Below are 22,785 nucleotides of genomic sequence, written 5' to 3'. Positions count from 1 at the left end.
GAGGGGGCCGCCCATGAAAAAGGCGGCCCGGTTGCCGATCCCTGCAAGGACCGGCAACCGTGGCCGCCTTTTCATGCCCTGACCATCAGGTGCCTGCGTTGCAGGCGATGGTCAGGCCGTGGCGATCATGCCCGTTGGCAGCTCAGCGCTGGCTGACGGGGATGTAGTCGCGCGCGGCAGGGCCGGTGTAGAGCTGACGCGGACGGCCGATCTTCTGGCCAGGATCGGAGATCATTTCGTTCCACTGGGCAACCCAGCCCACGGTGCGGGCCAGAGCGAACAGCACGGTGAACATGGTGGTCGGGAAGCCGATCGCCGAGAGGATGATGCCCGAGTAGAAGTCCACGTTCGGGAACAGCTTCTTCTCGATGAAGTAGGGATCGTTGAGGGCGATCTCTTCGAGGCGAAGCGCGGTTTCGAACAGCGGATCGTTGACCTTGAGCGCGTCGAACACTTCGCGCACGGTCTTCTGCATCACGGTCGCGCGCGGGTCGTAGTTCTTGTACACGCGGTGACCGAAGCCCATCAGACGGAACGGATCGTTCTTGTCCTTGGCACGCTCGATGTAGTGCGGGATCTTGTCGGGGGTGCCGATTTCCTTGAGCATGTTGAGCGCGGCTTCGTTCGCGCCGCCATGCGCGGGGCCCCACAGGCAGGCGATGCCGGCCGCGATGCACGCAAACGGGTTGGCGCCCGACGAACCGGCAAGGCGCACGGTCGAGGTCGAGGCGTTCTGTTCGTGGTCGGCATGGAGGATGAAGATGCGGTCCATCGCCTTTTCGACGGCGGGGATCACTTCATATTCTTCCGCCGGCACGCCGAAGGTCATGCGCAGGAAGTTGCCGGTGTAGGACAGCTTGTTGTCCGGATAGACGAACGGCTGGCCGACCGAATACTTGTACGCCATGGCCGCGATCGTGGGGATCTTGGCGATCAGGCGGTGCGAGCTGATCGTGCGGTTCTGCGGATCGGCGATGTCGGTCGAGTCGTGGTAGAACGCCGAGAGGGCGCCGACCACGCCGCACATCACCGCCATCGGGTGCGCGTCGCGACGGAAGCCGCTGTAGAACTTCGTCAGCTGTTCATGCACCATGGTGTGGCGCGTGATCGTGCGGGTGAAGTCGTCCAGTTCGCTCTGGCTGGGCAGTTCGCCGTTGAGCAGCAGGTAGCTCACTTCCATGAAGCTGGAGTGCTCAGCCAGCTGTCCGATCGGATAGCCGCGATGCAGCAGGACGCCTTCATCACCATCGATGTAGGTGATGGCGCTGTCGCAGCTGGCGGTGGAGGTGAAGCCCGGGTCATAGGTGAACTTGCCCGACTGGCCGTAAAGCTTACGGATGTCGATCACGTCCGGCCCGATGGTACCGCTCCTGACCGGAAGATCGATGGACTTGCCTTCGACGGTCAAAGTAGCCTGATTATCGCTCACGCTAGGCTCTCCTGTATTGATACAGACAGTTTTACCCTGCCACCCTCCTCAGGCGGCGTGGTCGTTGAGACGGGCCAGGGCTTCCTCTTTTCCGAGAAGAACCAGCACGTCGAAAATTCCGGGAGACGTTGCCTGCCCGGTCAGGCTTGCGCGAAGCGGCTGGGCGATCTTGCCCAGGCCCACGCCCAGTTCCGCAGCCATGGCCTTGAGGCTGGCTTCGAGAACCGGTGCTGTCCAGTCGCTTTCCCCCGAGAGGCGACCGATTACATTGCCCAGAATGCCCCGCGCATCGGCGGTCAGCAAGCTCTGGGCCTTTTCGTCCAGCGCCAGCGGGCGCTGCGCGAAGAGGAACACGGCCCCCTTCGCCAGTTCATTGAGGTCGGCCGCGCGCACCTTGAGCACGGGCATGGCCGAAACCAGCAGGGCGCGATCACGCGCCGCGTCGAAACCGGGCACCAGCGCGGCAAGGCGCGGGGCGACCAGATCGGCCAGGCGCGCATCGTCGGCTTCGCGCAGATAGTGCCCGTTGAGGTTGAGCAACTTCTTGAGGTCGAAGCGCGAGGCGCCCTTGTTGACATCGGCGATGTCGAACCATTCGACCGCCTGTTCGCGGCTGATGATTTCCTCGTCGCCATGGCCCCAGCCCAGACGCAGCAGGTAGTTGAACACTGCTTCGGGCAGGAGGCCCATCTCGTCGCGATAGGCATCCACGCCCAGCGCGCCGTGGCGCTTGGACAGCTTGGCCCCGTCCGCGCCGTGGATCAGCGGGATATGGCCATAGGCCGGGTCAGCCCAGCCGCCCTCGATGGCGTCCATCGCGCGGATGATCACCAGCTGGCGGAAGGCGTTGTTGATGTGGTCGTCGCCACGGATCACGTGGGTTACGCCCATGTCGTGGTCGTCGACCACCACCGCGAGCATGTAGGTCGGCGTGCCGTCGCCGCGCAGGATCACGTAGTCGTCGATCTCGGCGTTCTGGACGGTGATGGAGCCCTGAACGAGATCGTCGATGACCGTTTCGCCATCGCGCGGCGCCTTGACGCGCACGACATAGGGCTGGCCTTCGGGCCAGGTGGCCGGATCGGCATCGCGCCATTCGCTCTGGAGGCGGAACGGGCGGCGTTCTTCCTGCGCCTTGGCGCGGCGCTCGGCCAGTTCTTCCTGCGTCAGGTAGCAGCGATAGGCATGTCCGGCGTCGAGCATGGCCTGGGCGACTTGCGCATGGCGGTCGGACCGGGCGAACTGGAACACCGGGTCGGCGTCGCCACCCAGACCCAGCCAGTTGAGGCCGTCGAAGATCGCGTCGATCGCGGCATCCGTCGAGCGGGCGCGGTCGGTGTCCTCGATACGCAGAAGATAGGTGCCGCCATGGTGACGGGCATAGAGCCAGTTGAACAGGGCTGTGCGCGCGCCGCCGATATGCAGGAAACCGGTGGGCGAAGGGGCAAACCGGGTAACGACACGGCCCGCTGGCTGGGGGGCAGCATGGCCCACGCCCGATCCTGCAGAAACGGTGTCAGTGTCGCTTGCCATCGAGGGCGCATTCCTTCCAATTTCGGCGCATGGCCGGTCACGTAGCAGCAGCCACAGGCATCACGCCGGACATTGATGAAAGCGGCGTCGGGAGCCTGGGTTCCCACCCTTCCGGGACCGGTCTTGACCGCGCTCCGGATGGGCTGGGGCGCCCTTGGGCCAATCGCTGGCGTTTGTCCAGCATGCTCACGCATGCGAATGCATGGCTCGAACAGCGCGGTATTGAGCGTGGTCCGTGGTTAAGTGTTTGCTTTGGAATTGGAATATCGGTCTGGATGGCGCTTCCTGGGGTTTTCTACTGGGGAGCTTTCCTGGCCGGAATGGGTGGATTTTTATTGCTTGCGCTGCCTCAGGGGCGAGAACAGCGACTCGTGTATCTGCATTTGACATGCATTTGCACTATTCTGATGGTTGCAGCCGGCTTTGTCACGATCTGGATCAAATCGAGTCTCATGGGGACGCCGCCGATTCCCCGTCCCGTGGTGGTGCAACTGGCCGGAGTCGTCGTCAGTCGCGAGACGCGCGGGGCCGAGGGGATCGTGCGGCTGATTCTGGCCACCCGCCTCGCGCTTCCCGCCTCTGGCAGGGCTGTGGATGGCGCGCAGGCCGGGGATGGCTTGCGCACGGGGCGGGTGCGGATCGCGCTGCCCGTCGCGCAGGACAGTCCGGGCCTTGCACCCGGCGCGCACGTGGCCTTGCGGGCGCGGTTGCTGCCCCCTCCGCCGCCGATGGTGCCCGGCGCGGTCAACTTCGCGCGCACGGCCTGGTTTGCCGGCCTGATGGCGACAGGGCGGGCGCTTGGCCCGGTAACGGTGATTGCCCCTGCGCCGCCCGGCACGCGGCTCGACGCGATCCGCCAGGGTCTGGCCGATCATATCCGTCATCAACTGGGCGGATCGCCCGGAACGATTGCGGCCGCTTTCGCCAGCGGCGATCGCGGCAGCATCGCGCGCAGCGACGAAGACGCGATGCGCGACGCCGGGCTTACCCATCTGCTGTCGATCAGCGGCCTGCATGTCAGCGCGGTGGTCGGGGCGGTCTATCTGATCGTGGCGCGGGGGCTGGCGCTGATCCCGTTCGTGGCCCTGCGGATCAGGGTTCCGCTGGCGGCTGCGACGGGCGGGGCGCTGGCGGGGATCGGCTATACCCTGCTGACCGGCGCCGAAGTGCCCACGATCCGCTCCTGTCTGGGGGCGCTGCTGGTGCTGGCGGCGCTGGCGCTGGGGCGCGATCCGCTTTCGTTGCGGATGCTGGCGGTGGCGGCGTTCATTGTCATGCTGTTCTGGCCCGAGGCGGTGGTCGGGCCCAGCTTCCAGATGAGCTTCGGCTCGGTCATCGCGATCATCGCTTTCGACAGTTCGGCGCCGGTCCGCCATTTCCTCAGGCCTCGCGGGGAGGGCTGGCTGGGGCGTCTCTGGCGCCATCTGGCCCTCGTGCTGGCGACCGGGCTGGTGATCGAGCTGGCGCTCATGCCAATGAGCCTGTTTCATTTCCACCGGGCCGGGATCTATGGCGCGCTCGCCAATGTCGTGGCGATCCCGCTCACCACGTTCGTTTCGATGCCGTTTCTGGCACTGGCGCTGCTGCTCGATCCGGTGGGGCTGGGGGCTCCGGCCTGGTGGGTGACCGGGCGCTCGCTCGACCTGCTGCTGGGCATTGCCCATCTGACCGCGCACCAGCCCGGCGCGGTGACGATGTTGCCGGGCATGCCGGGCTGGGTCTTTGCGATGATGGTGCTGGGGCTGTTGTGGCTCGCCTTGTGGACGGGACGGGTGCGCTTGTGGGGGCTGGTGCCGGTCGGCCTCGGGGCGGTGCTTGCATTCATGACGCCATCGCCCGACCTGCTGATCACTGGCGACGGGCACCATGTCGGCATCGTCGGGGAAGGGCCTGAAGGCGGAGGCGGGGAGAGGGCCTTGCTGATGCTGCGGACCACGCGCGGCGACTATACCCGTTCGACCCTGATGGAGAGCGCCGGGCTCGACGGGGAGGCGCGCCCGCTCGACACGTGGCCCGGCGCGCAATGCAATGCCGATTTCTGCCGCGTGGTCCTGCGCCGGTCAGGCCGGGCCTATGCCATCCTGATGAGCCGGGGCCGCGATCATGTCGATCTGGCGATGCTGGCACGGGCCTGCGCCGAGGCGGACATCGTGATCGCCGACCGGAGCCTGCCGCGCGGCTGCCGCCCCCGCTGGCTCAAGGCGGACCGGCGGTTGCTGCGGCAGACCGGGGGCATGGCGATCCGGCTGGCCGGGCATCATGTGCGGACAGTCGCCGATACGGAGCGGGGGCATGGCTGGTTTGCCCAGCTTTCGGTCCCATTGCCGCGATGACATTGCCGCGATGACAGGGCGGCGGGCGATCAGGCCTGATCGAGCAGGAGCAGTTCGAGTTCGATTTCGAGCATGCGGTCGGGCACGAGCACTTCGTCGGTCCGTTTCAGACTCACATCGACGACAAGTGCGCCCGTAACGGAGAAATCGTGGAGGGGCAGGGCCGCGATCAGGGCCTCGCCTTCGTCGCAGGCCTCCCAGCCGGTAAAGCGCAGGGCCAGCGTGTGACGGGTGCCCGAGAAGGTGACGCTGGCCCAGGGCTGCTCGCGATGATCGACGAGCTGGGCCTGCTTGCCAGCCAGGGCCAGAACGGCGCGAACAACGCGGGTGGCCATGCCGCCAACGCTGCCCGGACGGATTGGCCGGGGGGAAGGCGGATTGTTTTCGGAATGGCGCAGCATGATGCAATCCTCATGACAGGGGAAGCCGCGGCGTTCATGAATGGCTCGTAAGGGCGCTTCATGATGGGGCCGCTCTGGCTGCATGCGTGAGAGATCGGGCGGTGTGTTTGAATCGGTGCCGTCCTGTTGCTCCGTTTCCGGTGCAGTCAGATGGACATTGTATGGTAAAAATCCTACAACCATGATTTATACCTTGAAATCTAGGAAAAATCCTTTGATTTGGGACGCAGCATGGCGAAATCACTGGAATCTCCTGCAAGCCCCGCAATGGCTGCCCCATCGGCTGTGGCGACGGTTGCCGCAGCGCCCGAACCGCTCGATCCGGCTCGCGCGCGCCTCATGGTGCTGGCGGCTGCGCGCGGGGTCTCTCTGGCGGCGCTTTCCGGCCTGATCGGGCGCAATGCCAGCTACTTGCAGCAATTCGTGCGCAAGGGGTCTCCGCGCAAGCTTGAGGAAAACGACCGGCGCACGCTGGCGCGGTTCTTCGGGGTCGATGAAGTCGAACTGGGCGGGCCTGACGAGCGTATCGAGGGCGGCGGCGGGGCTGGCCGGGAGAGTGTGCGCGACGGGGGCATGTCGCTGGCGGCAGGCGCAGCGAGCGCGCCGCCCATGCCGCGTGCCCCTTCCGAATGGGCGGATATTCCGCGCCTGCCGTTGGGGGCTTCAGCGGGGCCTGGCACCATGCCCGAGGGCGAAGTGCCGGTCGGGCGGCTGCGGTTCTCGATCCGCTGGCTCAAGGCGCAGGGACTCGATCCCGCGATGCTCAGCGTGATCGAGGTGGAAGGCGATTCGATGGAGCCGACCTTGCGCGACGGCGACGAGATCCTCGTCGACCGGACCTTGCGACCGATGCGCGCGGGCATTCATGTCATTCGCGTCGACGGTGTCTTGCTGGTCAAGCGGCTGGAGATGGGGGGCGCTGGCGCCGTGCGCGTGATCAGCGACAATCCGGCCTACCCGCGCGAGGAGCGCAGCCTTGAAGATGTCCATCTGGTGGGGCGCGTCGTGTGGAAGGGCGGCAGGATCTGAAAACGGGGCTGATTTTTCCCTGCATCGCGCGCTGTGGGGGCTTGCGCGGTTGAACTGTTGATCCTGCCGGGCCATTTTCACGGGCATGACCCAAAACGCATCCCCCCAGCCGCCGATGAAGGTGGCGATCCTGCCCGTCACCCCGCTCCAGCAGAACTCCACCTTGCTGTGGTGCACCGCCACGATGAAGGCGGCGGTGATCGATCCGGGCGGCGATCTCGACCGGATCAAGGCGCTGGTCGCCAAGGCCGGGGTGACCGTTGAGAAGCTGCTGATCACCCATGGCCATATCGACCACTGCGGCGGCGCGGCGCAACTGGCCCGCGAACTGGGCGTGCCGATCGAGGGGCCGCACAAGGAAGACCTGTTCTGGATCAACCGTCTTGCCGAAAGCAGCGGACGCTGGGGCATCCCGGCGGAAATCTTCACGCCCGATCGCTGGCTGGTCCAGGGGGACAAGGTGCGCGTGGGCGACCTCGAAATCGACGTGCTGCATTGCCCCGGCCACACGCCGGGCCATGTGGTGTTCTTCCACGAGCCATCGCGCCTTGCCGTGGTGGGCGACGTGCTGTTCCAGGGCGGTATCGGCCGCTGGGACTTCCCGCTGGGCAATTATGATGATCTGGTGGCCTCGATCACCGGGCGGCTCTGGCCGCTGGGCGACGACGTGACCTTCATTCCCGGCCATGGCCCACACAGCACGTTCGGGCAGGAGCGCGCGACGAATCCCTATGTGGGCGACGCCGCGCTGGCCTGAGTCGCGCTGAAGGCCTCGGGAAAAAGACGGCGCCCGCGTGTTCTGCGCGGGCGCCGAATCATTTCCGGGCATTATTCACGCATCAAGGATCAGGCATCTGCGGCAATCGAGATGCCCCAGATCGCCAGGCCGATCAGAACGACCATGGTCGTGAGCGCGCCGACCATGCGCAAGGGCAGCGCCCGCCCCCCGTCCATGCCCAGCCCGTGGGCGATGCGCCCCAGCAGATAAATGGCCGCCGTTCCTAGCAGCCAAGGGCTGCCGGGCCGGGCCAGTTCGATCGCGCCGACCAGAATCAGCGTGATAGGCGTATATTCGATGAAGTTGGCCTGGGCCCGCATGCGGGCGACCAGCGCCGTGTCGCCGCCATCGCCCATCCAGATATGACGCGCGCGGCGGACCATGCCGATACGCACGGCGAGCCAGATATTGAGGATGGCAGCCGCTCCTGCGGCGCTCAGCGTGATGGGCAGGATGACAGGCATGGCAGGTGATCCCTCTCTTGTGCAGGCCTTCCCGGCCCGCATTGGTGTTTCTTGCTAGCCAGCACGAGCTTGCAAAGCACGAGAAAATCCGTATAGGCGCGCCTTCGCCCGTGATTGGCGATGCCGCTCCACCCGCTCTTTTGACGGAACGGAAGCCGCATATATCCTTCGTCGTGAGATGCGGGGTTGTGCGGTGGGTCGGTTTTCCCTATCGCGCCCGCAACAGACGCAATTTTCAGGAACAGGTGCCGCAATGGCCGTCCCCAAAAGAAAGACCAGCCCCTCCCGCCGGGGCATGCGCCGCAGCCATGACGCGCTCAAGGCAGAAGCGTTTCATGAGTGCTCGAACTGCGGTGAACTCAAGCGCCCGCACATGCTGTGCAACGCTTGCGGTCACTACAACGGTCGCGAAATCATCGCCGTCGGCGCCTGAGCCGATCTGACGGAGGGATGATCGGATCATGAGCCTGCCCACAATCGCCGTCGATGCGATGGGCGGTGACGAGGGCGTGCGCGTAATGGTTGAAGGCGCGGCTCTGGCTCGCCGTCGCCATGCAAGCTTCAGGTTCCTGCTTGTCGGGGATGAGAAGCGGCTCGCCAGCGCGCTTGACGATCATCCCGACCTTCGCGGTGCAGCGGATATTCTCCATGCACCCGAAGCCGTTGCGGGCGATGAAAAGCCCACCCAGGCCTTGCGCCGCGCCAAAGTCACGTCGATGGGATTGGCCATCGACGCGGTCAAGCGCGGCGAGGCTGGCGCTGCTGTCAGTGCCGGCAACACTGGCGCGCTCATGGCCATGGCCAAGCTCGCCTTGCGCACGCTGCCCGGCATCGACCGGCCCGCGCTCGCCGCTCTGGTGCCCACGATGGGCGCGCATGACCTCGTCATGCTCGACCTTGGCGCCAATACCGAGTGCGATGCACGCAATCTCTACCAGTTCGCCATCATGGGTGCGGCCTATGCCCGCATCGTCAATGGTCTGGAAAGCCCGTGCGTGCGCCTTCTCAACATTGGCACCGAAGAGACCAAGGGAACCGGACATCTGCGTGATGCTGCGGCCCTGCTCAAGGAGGCCTCGGGCAATCTCGCGCTCACGTTTGACGGTTTCACCGAAGCCGACAAACTCTCGCGCGGCGATTTCGACGTGGCCGTGACCGACGGATTTTCGGGCAATGTTGCCCTCAAGGCGATGGAAGGCGCGGCCCGCTTCGTGGGCGACCTCCTGCGCCGCAGCTTTTCCAGTTCGTTGCGCTCGAAGCTCGGCTTCCTGATCTCGCGTCCGGCGACCGATCTGCTGCGCCACCATCTCGATCCCAACCAGCACAACGGGGCCGTTTTTCTCGGTCTCAACGGTGTCGTGGTCAAGAGCCATGGCGGCGCTTCGGCGGTCGGCATGGCCAATGCCATTGCCGTTGCCACCCGGCTGGTCGAGGAAAACCTGATCGAACGCATCTCGGCAGACGTCGCTGCGGTCGATCCTGATACGATTCGCCAGCCGGCCCGGCGCCGCGCGGCAAACACGGAAGGTGAAACGGCGCTGTGATTGTTCGTAGCGTGATTACCGGCAGCGGCTCGGCCCTGCCGCAACGCGCCGTCTCGAATGCCGAAATGGCGCAGATGGTCGACACCTCCGACGAGTGGATCGTCGAGCGCACCGGCATTCGCAGCCGGCATGTCGCGGGCGAAGGCGAAACGACCGCCACGCTTGCCACGCTGGCCGCCCGGCGCGCGCTTGAGGCGGCTGGCCTCGAAGGCAAGGCGATTGACCTGATCGTGCTGGCCACGGCTACCCCCGACCAGACTTTTCCGGCCACGGCCACGATCGTCCAGGACGCCATCGGCGCCAATGGCGGTATCGCGTTCGACGTGGCGGCGGTGTGCTCGGGCTTTCTCTATGCGATGGCAACCGCCGATTCGATGCTGCGCACGGGCATGGCCCGTCGCGCGCTGGTGATCGGGGCTGAAACCTTCAGCCGCATCCTTGACTGGGAAGACCGCGCGACGTGCGTGCTGTTTGGCGATGGCGCGGGCGCCATCGTGCTCGAAGCGCGCGAAGTCGACGAGACCGACCCGGCTTCGCCCGGCATTCTGGCCTGCCGTCTTCATGCCGATGGCACGCACAACCAGCTTCTCTATGTCGATGGCGGGCCTTCGACGACGGGCACGGTGGGCAAGCTGCGCATGAAGGGCCGCGAGGTCTTCCGCCATGCGGTGACCAACCTGGCCAATGTTCTCGAAGAAGTCCTGGCCGACAGCGGCCATGTGCCTGCCGACCTCGACTGGGTCGTGCCGCATCAGGCCAACCAGCGCATCCTCGATGCGACGGCCCGCAAGCTGGGCCTGCCCGCCGAAAAGGTGGTGGTGACGGTCGACCGCCATGCCAATACCAGCGCCGCTTCGGTGCCGCTGGCCTTCGACGCGGCTGTGCGCGACGGGCGGATCCAGCCCGGCCATCTGGTCGTGTTCGAGGCGATGGGCGGTGGTTTCACCTGGGGCGCCTGCATTGCCCGGATGGGCTGACTGGGCCCGGATGGGCTGATCGGGGCCATATCTGCAAAAACCCGTTGCAGGCCGGGTGATTCGGCCTGTGGCGGAGCGTTTCCCGTGTCAAACTGTCCGAAAATGCTACCGGATTGCCTTCCAGCCGCCGAATTTTCGGGGATGGATGGTTTACGGCCCCCCACGGGATCCTACGATGGCATTGCCTGTCCGCAAAATCGCGCTATAGTATGGGACGGGAAGGGATTTTTTTACCGGGGGGTAAAATAACATGCGTTCTGTAGGCACGCTTACGAGGGCCGATCTGGCCGAGAGCATCAATCGTCGTGTTGGCCTTTCGCGGGCTGACTCGCTCGGGATGGTCGAGTCCATTTTGCAACATATGAGCGGCGCGCTCGCCGAAGGCGAGAACGTCAAGATTTCAGGGTTCGGTACGTTCCTGCTCAGGGACAAGTCCGAACGCATCGGTCGCAACCCCAAGACCGGGGTGGAAGTGCCGATCACGCCGCGTCGCGTGCTCACCTTCCGTGCCAGCCAGATGCTCAAGGATCGTATCTGCGACGAGACATGACGGTTGCGTGCCATCTCGAGTTTCCTGACGGCAAGGCGCCAGATGCCTTGCGGACAATCGGCGAGGTGGCCCGTGCTCTCGGGGTCAAGGCGCATGTCCTGCGCTATTGGGAGGAGCAATTTCCCATGCTTCGTCCTCTGACCCGCGCCGGAAACCGGCGCTATTACCGCGCAGCTGACGTGGCGCTCGTCGCCACGATCGACCGTCTCGTCAACCGGGATGGCTATACCATTCGCGGCGCGCGTCAGGCTCTTGAAGGGGGCCTGACGCCCGACGCCGTGACTTTGGCCCCGTCCGACGAAGACAGCCCTGAGGAACAGCTTATGGCCGAATCCCCGATGCTGGAGGTGGAACTGGTGGCCGCCATCGCGCGCTTGCGCGTCCATCTCGAAGATATTCGCAGCAATCTGGCTGACGCGCTGGAAGAAGCCTGAGCTGCCTTGTCCAAAGTTAATGGGGTGAAGGGGGCCCTGCCCCCTTCGTACTCTCTTTTTCTTTAAAATCCCCGTCGCGAAGCGACAGTTCAACCGAGCGCCACACCATCGGCCCGGCTGATCCGGAAACCGCCGCGTGCCGCCCCTTCGGGCGGATTCCACACCACACCGGGTGTCTGCGGGCTTTCCCAGCGCGCGGCGTCCATCGGGGCTCCGTCGAGGGCCAGCCACGCGCCGTCCTGCGGAAAGCGGGTCATGTCGTTCTGTGCGCGGCGGGCTGAAAGACGCGCGACATGGGCTTCGAGCGCGGTGTCGCGGGTGTGCCAGTCGATCCAGCCGAGCGGGTTATCCTGCGCATAGGCATTGTTGTTGCCCAGTTGGGTGCGACCGAATTCGTCGCCGGCGGTCAGCATGATCGTGCCGGTCGAGGCGAACAGCGTGCCCAGCAGTGCGCGCTGGGCGGCATGGCGGCGCGCGAGGACGTGGGGATCGCCGCTTGGTCCTTCGACGCCGCAGTTCCACGAATGGTTCTCGCCATGGCCGTCGCGGTTGTCCTCGCCATTGGCGTGGTTGTGGCGGTGGGTATAGCTGACGCAATCGGCCAGCGTGAAGCCGTCGTGGGCGGCGAGGAAATTGACGCTGCGGCACGGATGGGTATCTGCCACGCCGAACAGGTCGGCAGAGCCAGCCAGACGCGTGGCCAGTGCGCCCAGCGCGCCATCGCCGCGCCAGTAGCGGCGCACGTCGTCGCGGAAGTGGTCGTTCCATTCGAGCCAGTGGGGCGGGAAACGGCCCAGTTGATAGCCGTCCGGGCCGATGTCCCATGGTTCGGCGATCATCACGCGGTCGGCCAGCCACGGGTCGGCGGCAAGGTCTGCAAAGATCGGCGCATCGGCGTCGAAACCGGGGCCACGGGCCAGGACCGGGGCGAGGTCGAAGCGGAAGCCATCGACCCCGGCGTGGCGCACGAAATGGCGCAGTGCGTCGCAGGTCAGGCGGCGGACATGGGGATTGGCGAAATCGAGTGTGTTGCCACAGCCCGTGTCGTTGATCAGGCTGCCATCAGGGGCATGGGCATAGGCGGCGTTGTCGAGGCCGCGCAGCGACAGCACAGGGCCTTGCACATCGCTTTCGCCGCTGTGGTTGAACACGAGGTCGAGGATCGTGCCGATGCCGTGGGCGCGCAAGGTGGCGACCGTCTCGCGCAGTTCGGCGATGCCGCCCGGACACAGGCCCGGATCGAGCGCCATGAAGGCCACCGGATTGTAGCCCCAGGCGTTGGACAGGCCGAGCGGGGGCAGGTGGCGTTCGTCGATCCAGGCGACCACGGGCATCAGCTCGACCGCCGTCACGCCCAGTTTGGTGAGGTGGGCGAGGATCGCGGGATGGGCCAGCGCGGCGACCGTGCCGCGCAGGGCGGGAGGCACATGGGGGTGCAGCATGGTGAACCCGCGCACGTTGACTTCGTAGATCAGCCCGCCCGGCGCGAAGACCGGGGGCTGGCGCGGAACCTCGGGCAGGGGGCCGGGCACGATGGCACGCGGGACCAGCGCGGCGGTGTCGGCACCAAAGGTCGCCAATGCGGGATCGTAGACAAAGCGGCGGTCGAGTTCGAGCGCGCAAGGGTCGACCAGCAGCTTGGAGGAATCGAACCACAGGCCTTCGTCGGGCGCCCAGCGGCCTTGCGCGCGGTAGCCATAGCGCGCGCCCGCGTGCGATCCGGGGAGGCTGAAAACCCAGTCTTCGCCCTCGCGCGCCATGGCATGGCGGGTTTCGGCGCCGCTATCGTCGAACAGGCAGACCCAGAGGCCTTGCGCCTCTGGCGCGCGCACGCGCCAGAGGGTGCTTTCGTCGACGAGCCGGGCGCCGTGGTCCATCAGGTCACGACATCGGGCGCGGTGCGGCCGGTGTGGCGGGTGATCCCGGCCAGTTCATCGGCCGCGGCGATCAGGTCGGCCAGCATTTCGGGCGTCTCGCGGTCGAGGTCGCCGCCGACCGGCTCGTAGCGTTCGAGGTAGACGCGCAAGGTTGCCCCTTGCGTCCCCGTGCCCGAGAGGCGGAACACGATGCGCGAGCCACCCTCGAACAGCACGCGCAGGCCCTGGTTGGCGCTGGTCGAGCCATCGACGGGATCGAGATAGGAAAAGCTGTCGGCGGTTTCGACGCGCAGCGGGCCGACCTTGCGGCCCGGCAGCGCGCCGAGCGAGGCCTTGAGCGCGGCCATCAGCGCATCGGCCTGCTCGGTGGGCAGGGCTTCATAGTCGTGGCGCGCATAGTAGTTGCGGCCGAATTTGGCCCAGTGCTTGCGGGCGAGCGCGTCGACGCTGATCTTGCGCACGGCCAGAATGTTGAGCCAGAGCAGCACGGCCCAGAGGCCATCCTTTTCGCGCACGTGGTCCGAGCCGGTCCCGGCGCTTTCCTCGCCACAGATCGTCGCCATCCCGGCGTCGAGCAGGTTGCCGAAGAACTTCCAGCCGGTCGGCGTTTCGAAGGCGGGAATGCCGAGCGAGGCGGCCACGCGGTCGGCGGCGGCACTCGTGGGCATCGAGCGGGCGATCCCGGCCAGCCCCTTGGCATAGCCGGGGGCAAGGTGGGCATTGGCGGCCAGCATCGCGAGGCTGTCCGACGGGGTGACGAAGCGGTGCTTGCCCACGATCAGGTTGCGGTCGCCATCGCCGTCCGAGGCTGCGCCAAAATCGGGCGCGGCCTCGGAGAACATGAGGTCGAACAGCTCTTTGGCATGGACCATGTTGGGATCGGGATGGTGCCCGCCGAAGTCTTCGAGGGGCACGCCGTTGCGCACGGTGCCGGGCGCAAAGCCGAGGCGCTTTTCGAGGATTTCGGTCGCGTAGGGGCCGGTGACCGCGTGCATGGCATCAAACGCCATCGTCAGCCCGCCCGCAACGGCGGCGCGGATCGTGGCGAAATCGAACAGGCGCTCCATCAGGTCGGCATAGTCGGCCACGGGATCGAGCACGGTGACGCGGCAGGCGCCGACTTCGACCGTGCCGAGGGTGTCGAGGTCGATGTCGGGCGTGTCGAGCGCCAGATAGCGGTCGATGGTCTGCGTGCGGGCATAGATCGCGTCGGTCACGCTTTCGGGGGCGGGGCCGCCGTTGGCGATGTTGTACTTGATCCCGAAGTCTTCGTCCGGGCCGCCGGGGTTGTGGCTGGCCGAGAGGATCAGCCCGCCGCTCGCCTTGTACTGGCGGATGACATTGCTGGCCGCCGGCGTCGAGAGGATGCCGCCCTGGCCGACCAGAACCTGGCCATAGCCATTGGCCGCGGCCATGCGGATCGCCTGCTGGATCACGGTGCGGTTGTGATAGCGCCCGTCGCCGCCGATCACGAGAACAGCACCGGGCGCCGGTTCGACGACATCGAACACCGCCTGGATGAAGTTCTCGGCATAGCCGGGCTGCTGGAACACGCGCACTTTCTTGCGCAAGCCCGAGGTGCCCGGCTTCTGGCCTTCGTAGGGCGTGGTCTTGTAGGTCGTCATTCGGTCCCCGCTATGTGGCGATAGAGCGCGGCATAGGCCTGTCCGCTGCGACGCCAGGAAAAATCTGTCTTCATGCCCGCGCGCTGGATTTGCGCCCAGACATCGTGTTGTGCGTAAAGGTTAATCGTTCGCGTAATGGCGTCGGAAAAGCTCGGGTAGTCAACCCCGTGGAACACGATGCCGGTGGCTGCCCCCGCATGGATCGCGGCCAGATTGGCATCAACCACGGTATCGGCCAGCCCCCCCGTATGCGCGACGACCGGCACGCAGCCATAGGCCAGCCCATAGAGCTGGGTGAGGCCGCAAGGCTCGAACCGGCTGGGCACGAGGATCGCGTCGCCCCCGCCCTGCATGCGGTGGGAGAGGGCTTCGTCATAGCCGATGTGCAGGCCCACGCGGCCCGGATGACGGGCGGCGGCCTCGTGCAGCGCGCGTTCGAGCGCGGCATCGCCCGCGCCGAGCAGGGCCAGACGCCCGCCCAGACCGACCAGATGGTCGATCACTTCGAGCAGGACATCGATGCCCTTCTGCCAGGTCAGGCGCGTGATACACACGAAGAGCGGGCCCTCATCCTGATCAAGGCCGAATTCGGCTTCGAGCGCGCGCTTGTTGGCGCGGCGCCGGGCGAGCGAGCGGGCCGAGAACGACTGGACCAGCGCGGGATCGGTTTCCGGGTTCCACAGCGCGGTGTCGATCCCGTTGACGATGCCCGAAACCCGCGCCTGGCGGGCGATGACCAGCCCTTCGAGGCCCATGCCGAAGGCGGGTTGGCGGATCTCGCGGGCATATGTCGGGCTGACCGTGGTGATCGCGTCGGCGCTTTCCATGCCGGCTTTCAGGAAGCCGACACCGCCATGATATTCGACCCCGTCGATGGCCCAGGCCTGTGTCGGCAGGCCCAGCGAGGGGAAGATTTCCGGGCCATAGCGGCCCTGGAACGCCATGTTGTGGATGGTCATGACCGAGGGGATGCGCGGGCCTGCCGGGGCGAAGCGGATATAGGCCGGGGCCATCGCGGCCTGCCAGTCGTGGGCATGGACGAGGTCGAAGGCAAGGCCGGGCACCACGCCGCCAGCCAGATCGGCCCCGGCGCGCCCGAAGGCGGCAAAGCGGCGCCAGTTGTCGTCCCAGTCGCGCCCCGCAGCATCGCCATAGGGCCCGCCATCGCGCACGAACAGCGCGGGGCAATCGAGCACGAGCAGGCGGTGCCCGTCGATGGTTCCTTCGAGCAGGCGCGCCGGTTCGCCCAGCAGGCTGTCCCAATGGTGGAGGGCGACGGGTTCGGGCGGCGTGGGAGCGGCCTTGGCTTTGGCCTTCCCGGCGGCCTTTGGGGGGGCAGGGAGGGGCGGGGCAGGGGGAGACGGGGCAGGGGCCGCAAGGGCGCGCAGCACCTTGGGATAGCCGGGCAGGAGGGTGGTCATCTCCACCCCGTGCGGGGCAAGCGCGGCGGGCAGGGCGCCCGCCACATCGGCAAGGCCCCCGGTCTTGATCAGGGGGACCGCCTCCGAGGCGATGGAAAGCACGCGCAAAGTCATCGCAAAGAGCCTTATGTCAGCCGGTCGAGCATCGGTTTTGTGATCAGGCAGACGCCGTTTTCCGTGCGGCGGAAGCGCTGGGCGTCGAACTCGGGATCTTCGCCCACGACCAGCCCTTCGGGGATGCGGACACCCGAGTCGAGGATCACCCGCTTGAGCCGCGCGCCCCGTCCGATGTTGCAATAGGGCAGGATCACCGCTTCCTCGGCGCTGGAAAAGGAGCCCATCTTGACCCCGGTGAACAGCAGGCTGCGCCGCGCCAGTGCGCCCGAAACGATGCAGCCCTGGCTGATCAGCGAGGAAATCGCCATGCCGCGCCGTCCTTCCTCGTCGTGGACGAACTTGGCCGGGGCGGCGATGATCTGGTCGGTCCAGATCGGCCAGTCGCGGTCGTACATGTTCAGTTTGGGCACGGTGTCGGTCAGGTCGATATTGGCGTCGAAATAGGCATCGAGCGTGCCCACGTCGCGCCAGTATTCGCCGGTCTGTTCCGAGGCGCGCACGCAGCTGTCGGTAAAGCGGTGGGCGACCGCCTTGCCGTGCTTGACGATGTAGGGGATGATGTCGCCGCCAAAATCGCGGGTCGATCCGGGCGTGGCGGCATCGCGCCGCAACTGGTCGAACAGGAATTCCGTCTCGAAGACATAGATCCCCATCGAGGCCAGCGCATGGTCCGGGTCGCCCGGAATGGTCGGTGGATCGGCAGGCTTCTCGACGAAGCTGGTGATCACGCTGTCCTCGTCTACCCCCATCACGCCAAAGCCGCTGGCATCGGCCTTGGGCACGACGAGGCACCCCACCGTCACGTCGGCGCCCGAATTGACGTGCTGTTGCAGCATCAATTCGTAGTCCATCTTGTAGATGTGGTCGCCCGCCAGGATCACCATGTGCTTGGGGGCATGGGCCTGGATGATGTCGATGTTCTGGAACACCGCATCGGCGGTGCCTTCGTACCACAGCAGCTCGGAGATGCGCTGCGAGGCGGGCAGGATGTCGAAGCTTTCGTTGCGCTCGGGCCGCATGAAGTTCCACGCACGGTTCATGTGGCGGATGAGCGAATGGGCCTTGTACTGGGTGGCCACCCCGATGCGGCGAATGCCCGAGTTGATCGCGTTCGACAGGGCAAAGTCGATGATCCGGCTGACCCCGCCGAAATAGACGGCGGGCTTGGCGCGGTTGTCCGTCAATTCCTTCAGGCGACTGCCGCGCCCGCCCGCCAGGACATAGGCCATGGCATCGCGGGCCAGCGGTTGGCCATAAGATATGCGCATCATTCCTCCTGACAGGCTCCGGGTGATTACCCCTGATATTCAAATAGGATGGTGGCAAGGCCGGGCAGGACGACGAAGGCCGCCCCGTCCCGTGCCTCGATGGTTCCCGTATTGCCCCGTCCGCTGCCGCCATAGACGTCAGAGTCGGAATTGATCACTTCGCGCCAGATGCCCGCATGGGGCACCGGCAGGCGGTAATGGTCGTGGCAGGTGGGGGTCATGTTGGCGACGACGAGCACCGGATTGGCGCCGGGCGCGCGGCGTACCCAGGCAAAGACCGAGGCCAGCGCATCGTTGACGACCAGCCATTCGAAGCCTTCGGGCTCGCAATCGCGGGCATGGAGCGCGGGCAGCTCGCGATAGGCGCGGTTGCAGTCGCGCACGAACGCGCGGACCCCGGCATGGGCGGGTGCATCGAGCAGGTCCCAGTCGAGCGCGCGGGCCTCGCTCCATTCGCGGCGCTGGGCGAATTCCTGGCCCATGAACAGCAGCTTCTTGCCCGGATAGCCCCACATCAGGCCGTAATAGGCGCGCAGGCTGGCAAATTTCTGCCAGTCGTCGCCGCTCATCTTGGTGATCAGGCTGCCCTTGCCGTGGACGACCTCGTCATGGCTCAGGGGCAGGACGAAATTCTCGGAAAAGGCGTACATCAGCCCGAAGGTGATTTCGTCGTGGTGATAGCGCCGATGAACCGGGTCGCGCGCCATGTAGCGCAGCGTGTCGTTCATGAAGCCCATGTTCCACTTGAACCCGAAGCCGAGCGAACTGGGGCGTTCGCCAGTGGGGGAAGGGCCTTCAACCGGGAGGGTCACGCCCGGCCACGAGGTCGATTCCTCGGCCACGGTGATCACGCCAGGGCAGGTGCCATAGAGCGCCTTGTTCATCGCGCGCAGGAAATCGACCGCCTCCCAGTTCTCGCGCCCGCCTTGCGCATTGGGGATCCATTCGCCACCCTCGCGCGAATAGTCGCGATAGAGCATCGAGGCCACCGCATCGACGCGCAACCCGTCGACATGATAGCGCTCGGCCCAGAACAGCGCGTTGTTGACCAGAAAATCGCGCACTTCGCGGCGCCCGAAATTGTAGATCGCGGTGTTCCAGTCGGGGTGGAAGCCAAGCCGGGGGTCTTCGTGTTCGTAGAGCGCAGTGCCGTCGAAGCGCGCAAGGCCATGGGCGTCGGTCGGGAAATGGGCGGGCACCCAGTCGATGAGCACGCACAGGCCTGCCCGGTGCGCGCCATCGACGAAGCGGGCAAACCCCGCCACATCGCCAAAGCGCGCCGAAGGGGCATAGAGCCCGGTCGTCTGGTAGCCCCAGCTCGGGTCGTAGGGATGCTCGGAAACCGGCAGGAACTCGATATGGGTGAAGCCCATGTCGACGACATAGGGGATCAGCCGGTCGGCCAGTTCGTCCCAGTTGTAGAACTCCCGGCCCCCTCCGGGCTTCTGCCACGAGCCGGGATGGACCTCGTAGATCGAAATCGGCATCCGGCGCGGATCGGCGGCGGCCCAGAACGCGCGGTGGGCTTCGTCGCCCCAGACGTGGGGTGGTATGTCGAGCGTGAGCGAGGCGGTGTGCGGGCGCAACTCGGTCGCGAAGGCGAAAGGATCGGCCTTGTAGGGCTGGACCGTGCCGTCCGGGCCGACGATCCGGTACTTGTAGGCGCGGCCCCCCGCGATGCCGGGCAGGAAGATTTCCCAGATGCCGGTATCGGTGCGGCGGCGCATGGTGTGGCGCGTGCCGTCCCAGTCGTTGAAATCGCCCACCACGCTCACCAGCCGGGCATTGGGCGCCCAGACCGCGAAATGGACCCCGCGCGCGCCTTCATGGTCGATCACATGGGCGCCCAGCTTGTCGAACAGGCGGTGATGGGTGCCCTCGACGATCAGGAAATCATCGATCGGGCCCAGCACCGGCCCGAACGAATAAGGGTCGGTCACCTCCCATGTGTGCGGCCCGGCGCAGCAGGCATAGCGCACCGGCTGGCGGGCGCCTGCAACCGGTCCCTCAAAAAGCCCGCGCGGATCGACGCGGGTCAGTTCGCCCAGCAGCGTCCCGTCGAGCGCGAAGGCCTGCGCCCGTTCCGCGCCGGGCAGGATCGCGCGGGCAAAGGCCCCCTGTGGCCCCGGATGAATGCCCAGCAGCGAGAACGGATCGGCATGGGTTCCCGCCAGCAGCGCGGCGATGGCTTGCGCGGGCGGCTGGAGCGAGGGCGTTTCAGGGGAGGGCGGGGGCGCAGGCGGCAGCGGATCAGACTCCCCAGATGTCGCGGGCATATTCGCCGATGGTGCGGTCCGACGAGAACCAGCCGACATTGGCGATGTTGCGGATGGCGCTCGCCCGCCATGCCTGCTGGTCTTCCCAGCGCCGGTCCACCGCGCGCTGGGCGGCGTGATAGGCGTCGAAATCGGCGGCGAGCATGAACCAGTCGCTGTCGTAGAGGCCGCCCATCAGGCCCGCATAGCGATGGGGATCGTCGGGCGAGAAGACCCCGCTGGCGATGGCCGAGATGGCCTGCTGCAACTCGCGGCTGCCCTCGATGATCGCGCGCGGGTTGTAGCCATTGGCGCGCTGCTCGGCCACTTCGTCGGCGGTCAGGCCGAAGATCACGATGTTCTCGTCGCCGACATGTTCCTTGATCTCGACATTGGCGCCATCGAGCGTGCCGATGGTGAGCGCGCCGTTGAGCGCGAACTTCATGTTGCCGGTGCCCGAGGCTTCCATGCCCGCGGTCGAGATCTGTTCGGACAGGTCGGCGGCCGGAATGATCCGCTCGGCCAGCGTCACGTTGTAGTTGGGCACGAAGACCACCTTGAGCAGTCCGCCGACCGAAGGGTCGGAATTGACGCGCCGGGCGATGTCGTTGGCCAGTTTGATGATCAGCTTGGCATTGTGATAGCTGGGCGCGGCCTTGCCGCCGAAGATTTTTACGCGCGGCGTCCAGTCGCGTTCGGGGTGGCTGCGGATCTGGTCATAGAGCGCGACCGTCTCGACCAGGTTGAGCAACTGGCGCTTGTATTCGTGGATGCGCTTGATCTGGACATCGAACAGCGCATCGGGATCGAGGCGGATGCCGGTCAATTGCTTGAGGTGCCCGGCCAGCGCGACCTTGTTGGCGCGCTTGACCTCGGCGATGCGCTCGCCAAACTGGGCGTCGTCGGCAAAGGCGTTGAGCTCGGCCAGCTTCTGCGCGTCGTCGAGGAAGTCGGGGCCGATGGCATCCTTGATCGCGGCCACCAGTTTCGGGTTGCACTGCTGGAGCCAGCGGCGCGGGGTGACGCCGTTGGTCTTGTTGTTGATGCGCGTGGGATAGAGCGCGTGAAGATCGGCAAAGACCGTGGTCTTCATCAGTTCGGTGTGGAGTGCGGCGACCCCGTTGATCGAATGGGCGCCCACGAAGGCGAGGTTGGCCATGCGCACGCGGCGCTCGCCACCCTCGTCGATCAGGCTGATCGCGGCAATCGCGCGGTCGTCCATGCCCGCCTTGCGCGCCTCGCGCAGGACACGGCTGTTGATCGCATAGATGATCTGCATGTGGCGCGGGAGCAGCCGCTCGAACAGCGGGAGCGGCCAGGATTCGAGCGCCTCGGGCAGCAGGGTGTGGTTGGTATAGCCCACCGTGCGCTTGGTCACGTCCCAGGCCTCGTTGAATTCGAGGCCGTGGACATCGACGAGCAGCCGCATCAGTTCGGCCACGGCCACCGACGGGTGGGTGTCGTTGAGCTGGATCGCGGCCTTGTCGGGCAGGGTGCGCACGTCGCCATGGTGCTGGGCGTGGCGGCGCACGATGTCCTGGATCGAGGCCGAGGTGAAGAAATACTCCTGCCGCAGGCGCAGTTCCTGTCCGGCGGGCGTGCTGTCGGCCGGATAGAGCACCCGCACGAGCGCATCGGCGCGCACCTGCTCGGCCAGCGCCCCGGCATGGTCGCCCGCGTTGAACGCGTCGAGGCGGATCGGGTCGAGCGGGTTGGCGGTCCACAGGCGCAGGGTGTTCACCCGCTTGCCCTTGTAGCCCACGACCGGCGTGTCGACGGCATTGGCCTCGACCTTTTCATGCGGGTGCCATTCGACCCCGCCCGCGCCGGTATCGACGACTTCGCCGCCAAAGCCGATCAGGTAGGCGCTTTCGCGGCGGTCGAATTCCCACGGGTTGCCGTGCGACAGCCATGTTTCGGGCAGTTCGACCTGCCAGCCATCGTCGATGCGCTGGCGGAACATGCCGTTCACATAGCGGATGCCATAGCCATAGGCGGCGATGTCGAGGCTGGCGAGGCTCTCCATGAAGCAGGCCGCAAGGCGCCCGAGGCCGCCATTGCCCAGCGCGGCGTCGGGTTCGAGTTCTTCCAGCGCGGCCAGGTCGAAGCCATGGCTGGCCAGCGCCTTTTCCATCTCGCGGGTCAGCCCCAGATTGGAGAGCGCATCGCGCAGCAGGCGGCCAATCAGGAATTCGAGGCTGAGATAATAGACCCGCTTGCCGCCCTCGTCATAGGTCTTGCGGGTGGATTCCATCCAGCGGTCGATCACCACGTCGCGCAAGGTCAGGCAGGTGGCGGTGTACCAGTCGTGCGGCTTGGCCGCGCGTTCGTCCTTGCCCACGCGGTGGCGCAGCACGTCGATGATGTGGGCGTCGATTTCGGCAACCTTGGACGTGATTTCGAGGCTCATGGCACCTGGCTCCACCTGCATGCGGGCCCGTCTCATGCTGCACCTTTTGGCATGCAGCATGGATCGGGCCGGTTATCCCGTCCTTCCCGTGCCCCCATCGCCACAGCCGCATGCCATGCCACCCGCATGGGGCTGGCCAGCACCTCGTTCCGCAGCAAAACCGTGCCCTGAATGCCCATGACGCGGCCTCCCTTTGCAAGGCGTAAGCAGACGATCGCCCGCCGACAAGCCCAGACTTGGTGCGAGCGCCAGATTGGTCGCAACAAAGCTTCGGCCCAAGGGAATGCGGAAGGGGCGAGCAGGAACCGCGAGCCTCCCGGATCGGGTTTGTTTTCAGGAA

Annotated in this window: 18 protein-coding genes; 8 read left to right on the top strand and 10 right to left on the bottom strand. The window is 66.1% G+C overall.

The window, feature by feature from the left end:
• Positions 1-142: 142 nt before the first annotated feature.
• Together SBI20_RS05690 and gltX are read right to left on the bottom strand one after the other, a co-directional pair.
• On the bottom strand, positions 143-1,429 hold the full coding sequence (locus SBI20_RS05690; RefSeq protein WP_317974143.1) for a citrate synthase: 1,287 nt from the start codon (positions 1,427-1,429) through the stop codon (positions 143-145).
• 48 nt (positions 1,430-1,477) lie between these two features.
• The gene (gene gltX / locus SBI20_RS05685) at positions 1,478-2,962 is read right to left on the bottom strand and encodes a glutamate--tRNA ligase (protein WP_317974142.1); all 1,485 of its coding nucleotides are present in this window, start codon (positions 2,960-2,962) and stop codon (positions 1,478-1,480) included.
• Between the two features lie 29 nt (positions 2,963-2,991).
• Between gltX and SBI20_RS05680 the strand changes: the two genes are divergently transcribed.
• Complete coding sequence (locus SBI20_RS05680; RefSeq protein ID WP_317974141.1) at positions 2,992-5,295, top strand: ComEC/Rec2 family competence protein; 2,304 nt, start codon at positions 2,992-2,994, stop codon at positions 5,293-5,295.
• A 29-nt stretch (positions 5,296-5,324) separates the two neighbouring features.
• Here SBI20_RS05680 and SBI20_RS05675 read toward each other — a convergent pair whose 3' ends face one another.
• Positions 5,325-5,696 (bottom strand): hypothetical protein, encoded by a 372-nt coding sequence (locus SBI20_RS05675; protein WP_317974140.1) that lies wholly within the window; start codon positions 5,694-5,696, stop codon positions 5,325-5,327.
• Between the two features lie 267 nt (positions 5,697-5,963).
• Here SBI20_RS05675 and SBI20_RS05670 point away from each other — a divergent pair, with 267 nt between their 5' ends.
• Positions 5,964-6,725, top strand: coding sequence for a S24 family peptidase (locus tag SBI20_RS05670; protein WP_317974139.1), 762 nt, complete (start codon positions 5,964-5,966; stop codon positions 6,723-6,725).
• A gap of 85 nt (positions 6,726-6,810) precedes the next feature.
• The gene (locus SBI20_RS05665; RefSeq protein WP_317974138.1) at positions 6,811-7,482 is read left to right on the top strand and encodes an MBL fold metallo-hydrolase; all 672 of its coding nucleotides are present in this window, start codon (positions 6,811-6,813) and stop codon (positions 7,480-7,482) included.
• 89 nt (positions 7,483-7,571) lie between these two features.
• Here the strand turns inward: SBI20_RS05665 and SBI20_RS05660 are convergent, their stop codons facing one another.
• Positions 7,572-7,967: an MAPEG family protein gene (locus tag SBI20_RS05660; RefSeq protein WP_317974137.1), complete on the bottom strand. Its 396-nt coding sequence runs from the start codon at positions 7,965-7,967 to the stop codon at positions 7,572-7,574.
• Between the two features lie 253 nt (positions 7,968-8,220).
• Between SBI20_RS05660 and rpmF the strand changes: the two genes are divergently transcribed.
• The 5 genes from rpmF (at position 8,221) to SBI20_RS05635 (ending at position 11,472) form a co-directional block, all read left to right on the top strand.
• The gene (rpmF, locus tag SBI20_RS05655; protein ID WP_022676831.1) at positions 8,221-8,400 is read left to right on the top strand and encodes a 50S ribosomal protein L32; all 180 of its coding nucleotides are present in this window, start codon (positions 8,221-8,223) and stop codon (positions 8,398-8,400) included.
• A gap of 28 nt (positions 8,401-8,428) precedes the next feature.
• Positions 8,429-9,511: a phosphate acyltransferase PlsX gene (plsX, locus tag SBI20_RS05650; RefSeq protein ID WP_317974136.1), complete on the top strand. Its 1,083-nt coding sequence runs from the start codon at positions 8,429-8,431 to the stop codon at positions 9,509-9,511.
• Positions 9,508-10,488, top strand: coding sequence for a beta-ketoacyl-ACP synthase III (locus SBI20_RS05645; RefSeq protein ID WP_317974135.1), 981 nt, complete (start codon positions 9,508-9,510; stop codon positions 10,486-10,488). The genes plsX and SBI20_RS05645 overlap by 4 nt, the downstream gene beginning before the upstream one ends.
• A 250-nt stretch (positions 10,489-10,738) precedes the next feature.
• The gene (locus SBI20_RS05640) at positions 10,739-11,038 is read left to right on the top strand and encodes an integration host factor subunit alpha (RefSeq protein ID WP_317974134.1); all 300 of its coding nucleotides are present in this window, start codon (positions 10,739-10,741) and stop codon (positions 11,036-11,038) included.
• Positions 11,035-11,472: a MerR family transcriptional regulator gene (locus tag SBI20_RS05635; protein ID WP_317974133.1), complete on the top strand. Its 438-nt coding sequence runs from the start codon at positions 11,035-11,037 to the stop codon at positions 11,470-11,472. The genes SBI20_RS05640 and SBI20_RS05635 overlap by 4 nt, the downstream gene beginning before the upstream one ends.
• A gap of 89 nt (positions 11,473-11,561) precedes the next feature.
• Here SBI20_RS05635 and glgX read toward each other — a convergent pair whose 3' ends face one another.
• The 6 genes from glgX to SBI20_RS05605 are packed head-to-tail and all read right to left on the bottom strand — an operon-like array spanning position 11,562 to position 22,445.
• Complete coding sequence (glgX, locus tag SBI20_RS05630) at positions 11,562-13,349, bottom strand: glycogen debranching protein GlgX (RefSeq protein ID WP_317974132.1); 1,788 nt, start codon at positions 13,347-13,349, stop codon at positions 11,562-11,564.
• Positions 13,349-14,974 carry an alpha-D-glucose phosphate-specific phosphoglucomutase gene (locus tag SBI20_RS05625; protein ID WP_317974131.1) on the bottom strand — a complete coding sequence of 542 codons (1,626 nt, stop codon included), beginning with the start codon at positions 14,972-14,974 and terminating at the stop codon, positions 13,349-13,351. The genes glgX and SBI20_RS05625 overlap by 1 nt, the downstream gene beginning before the upstream one ends.
• Complete coding sequence (gene glgA / locus SBI20_RS05620) at positions 14,971-16,509, bottom strand: glycogen synthase GlgA (RefSeq protein WP_317974130.1); 1,539 nt, start codon at positions 16,507-16,509, stop codon at positions 14,971-14,973. The genes SBI20_RS05625 and glgA overlap by 4 nt, the downstream gene beginning before the upstream one ends.
• Positions 16,510-16,520: 11 nt before the next feature.
• On the bottom strand, positions 16,521-17,780 hold the full coding sequence (glgC, locus tag SBI20_RS05615; RefSeq protein ID WP_317976046.1) for a glucose-1-phosphate adenylyltransferase: 1,260 nt from the start codon (positions 17,778-17,780) through the stop codon (positions 16,521-16,523).
• A 26-nt stretch (positions 17,781-17,806) separates the two neighbouring features.
• The gene (glgB, locus tag SBI20_RS05610; protein ID WP_317974129.1) at positions 17,807-20,056 is read right to left on the bottom strand and encodes a 1,4-alpha-glucan branching protein GlgB; all 2,250 of its coding nucleotides are present in this window, start codon (positions 20,054-20,056) and stop codon (positions 17,807-17,809) included.
• Entirely contained in the window at positions 20,031-22,445 is a 2,415-nt protein-coding gene (locus tag SBI20_RS05605) for a glycogen/starch/alpha-glucan phosphorylase (protein ID WP_317974128.1), read from the bottom strand. The genes glgB and SBI20_RS05605 overlap by 26 nt, the downstream gene beginning before the upstream one ends.
• Positions 22,446-22,785: the final 340 nt, after the last annotated feature.

This window comes from Novosphingobium sp. IK01 (assembly GCF_033242265.1).
Lineage (GTDB): Bacteria > Pseudomonadota > Alphaproteobacteria > Sphingomonadales > Sphingomonadaceae > Novosphingobium > Novosphingobium pituita.
The sequence above is the reverse complement of the archived record's forward strand: the minus strand, read 5'-3'. Positions and strand labels throughout refer to the sequence as shown.

Excerpts from the sequence above, each read along its gene's own strand:
- gltX (WP_317974142.1), bottom strand. The coding sequence starts at position 2,962 with ATGGCAAGCGACACTGACACCGTTTCTGCAGGATCGGGCGTGGGCCAT.
- SBI20_RS05680 (WP_317974141.1), top strand. The coding sequence starts at position 2,992 with ATGGCCGGTCACGTAGCAGCAGCCACAGGCATCACGCCGGACATTGAT.
- SBI20_RS05675 (WP_317974140.1), bottom strand. The coding sequence starts at position 5,696 with ATGCTGCGCCATTCCGAAAACAATCCGCCTTCCCCCCGGCCAATCCGT.
- SBI20_RS05670 (WP_317974139.1), top strand. The coding sequence starts at position 5,964 with ATGGCTGCCCCATCGGCTGTGGCGACGGTTGCCGCAGCGCCCGAACCG.
- SBI20_RS05665 (WP_317974138.1), top strand. The coding sequence starts at position 6,811 with ATGACCCAAAACGCATCCCCCCAGCCGCCGATGAAGGTGGCGATCCTG.
- SBI20_RS05660 (WP_317974137.1), bottom strand. The coding sequence starts at position 7,967 with ATGCCTGTCATCCTGCCCATCACGCTGAGCGCCGCAGGAGCGGCTGCC.
- rpmF (WP_022676831.1), top strand. The coding sequence starts at position 8,221 with ATGGCCGTCCCCAAAAGAAAGACCAGCCCCTCCCGCCGGGGCATGCGC.
- plsX (WP_317974136.1), top strand. The coding sequence starts at position 8,429 with ATGAGCCTGCCCACAATCGCCGTCGATGCGATGGGCGGTGACGAGGGC.
- SBI20_RS05640 (WP_317974134.1), top strand. The coding sequence starts at position 10,739 with ATGCGTTCTGTAGGCACGCTTACGAGGGCCGATCTGGCCGAGAGCATC.
- SBI20_RS05635 (WP_317974133.1), top strand. The coding sequence starts at position 11,035 with ATGACGGTTGCGTGCCATCTCGAGTTTCCTGACGGCAAGGCGCCAGAT.
- glgX (WP_317974132.1), bottom strand. The coding sequence starts at position 13,349 with ATGGACCACGGCGCCCGGCTCGTCGACGAAAGCACCCTCTGGCGCGTG.
- SBI20_RS05625 (WP_317974131.1), bottom strand. The coding sequence starts at position 14,974 with ATGACGACCTACAAGACCACGCCCTACGAAGGCCAGAAGCCGGGCACC.
- glgA (WP_317974130.1), bottom strand. The coding sequence starts at position 16,509 with ATGACTTTGCGCGTGCTTTCCATCGCCTCGGAGGCGGTCCCCCTGATC.
- glgC (WP_317976046.1), bottom strand. The coding sequence starts at position 17,780 with ATGCGCATATCTTATGGCCAACCGCTGGCCCGCGATGCCATGGCCTAT.
- glgB (WP_317974129.1), bottom strand. The coding sequence starts at position 20,056 with ATGCCCGCGACATCTGGGGAGTCTGATCCGCTGCCGCCTGCGCCCCCG.
- SBI20_RS05605 (WP_317974128.1), bottom strand. The coding sequence starts at position 22,445 with ATGAGCCTCGAAATCACGTCCAAGGTTGCCGAAATCGACGCCCACATC.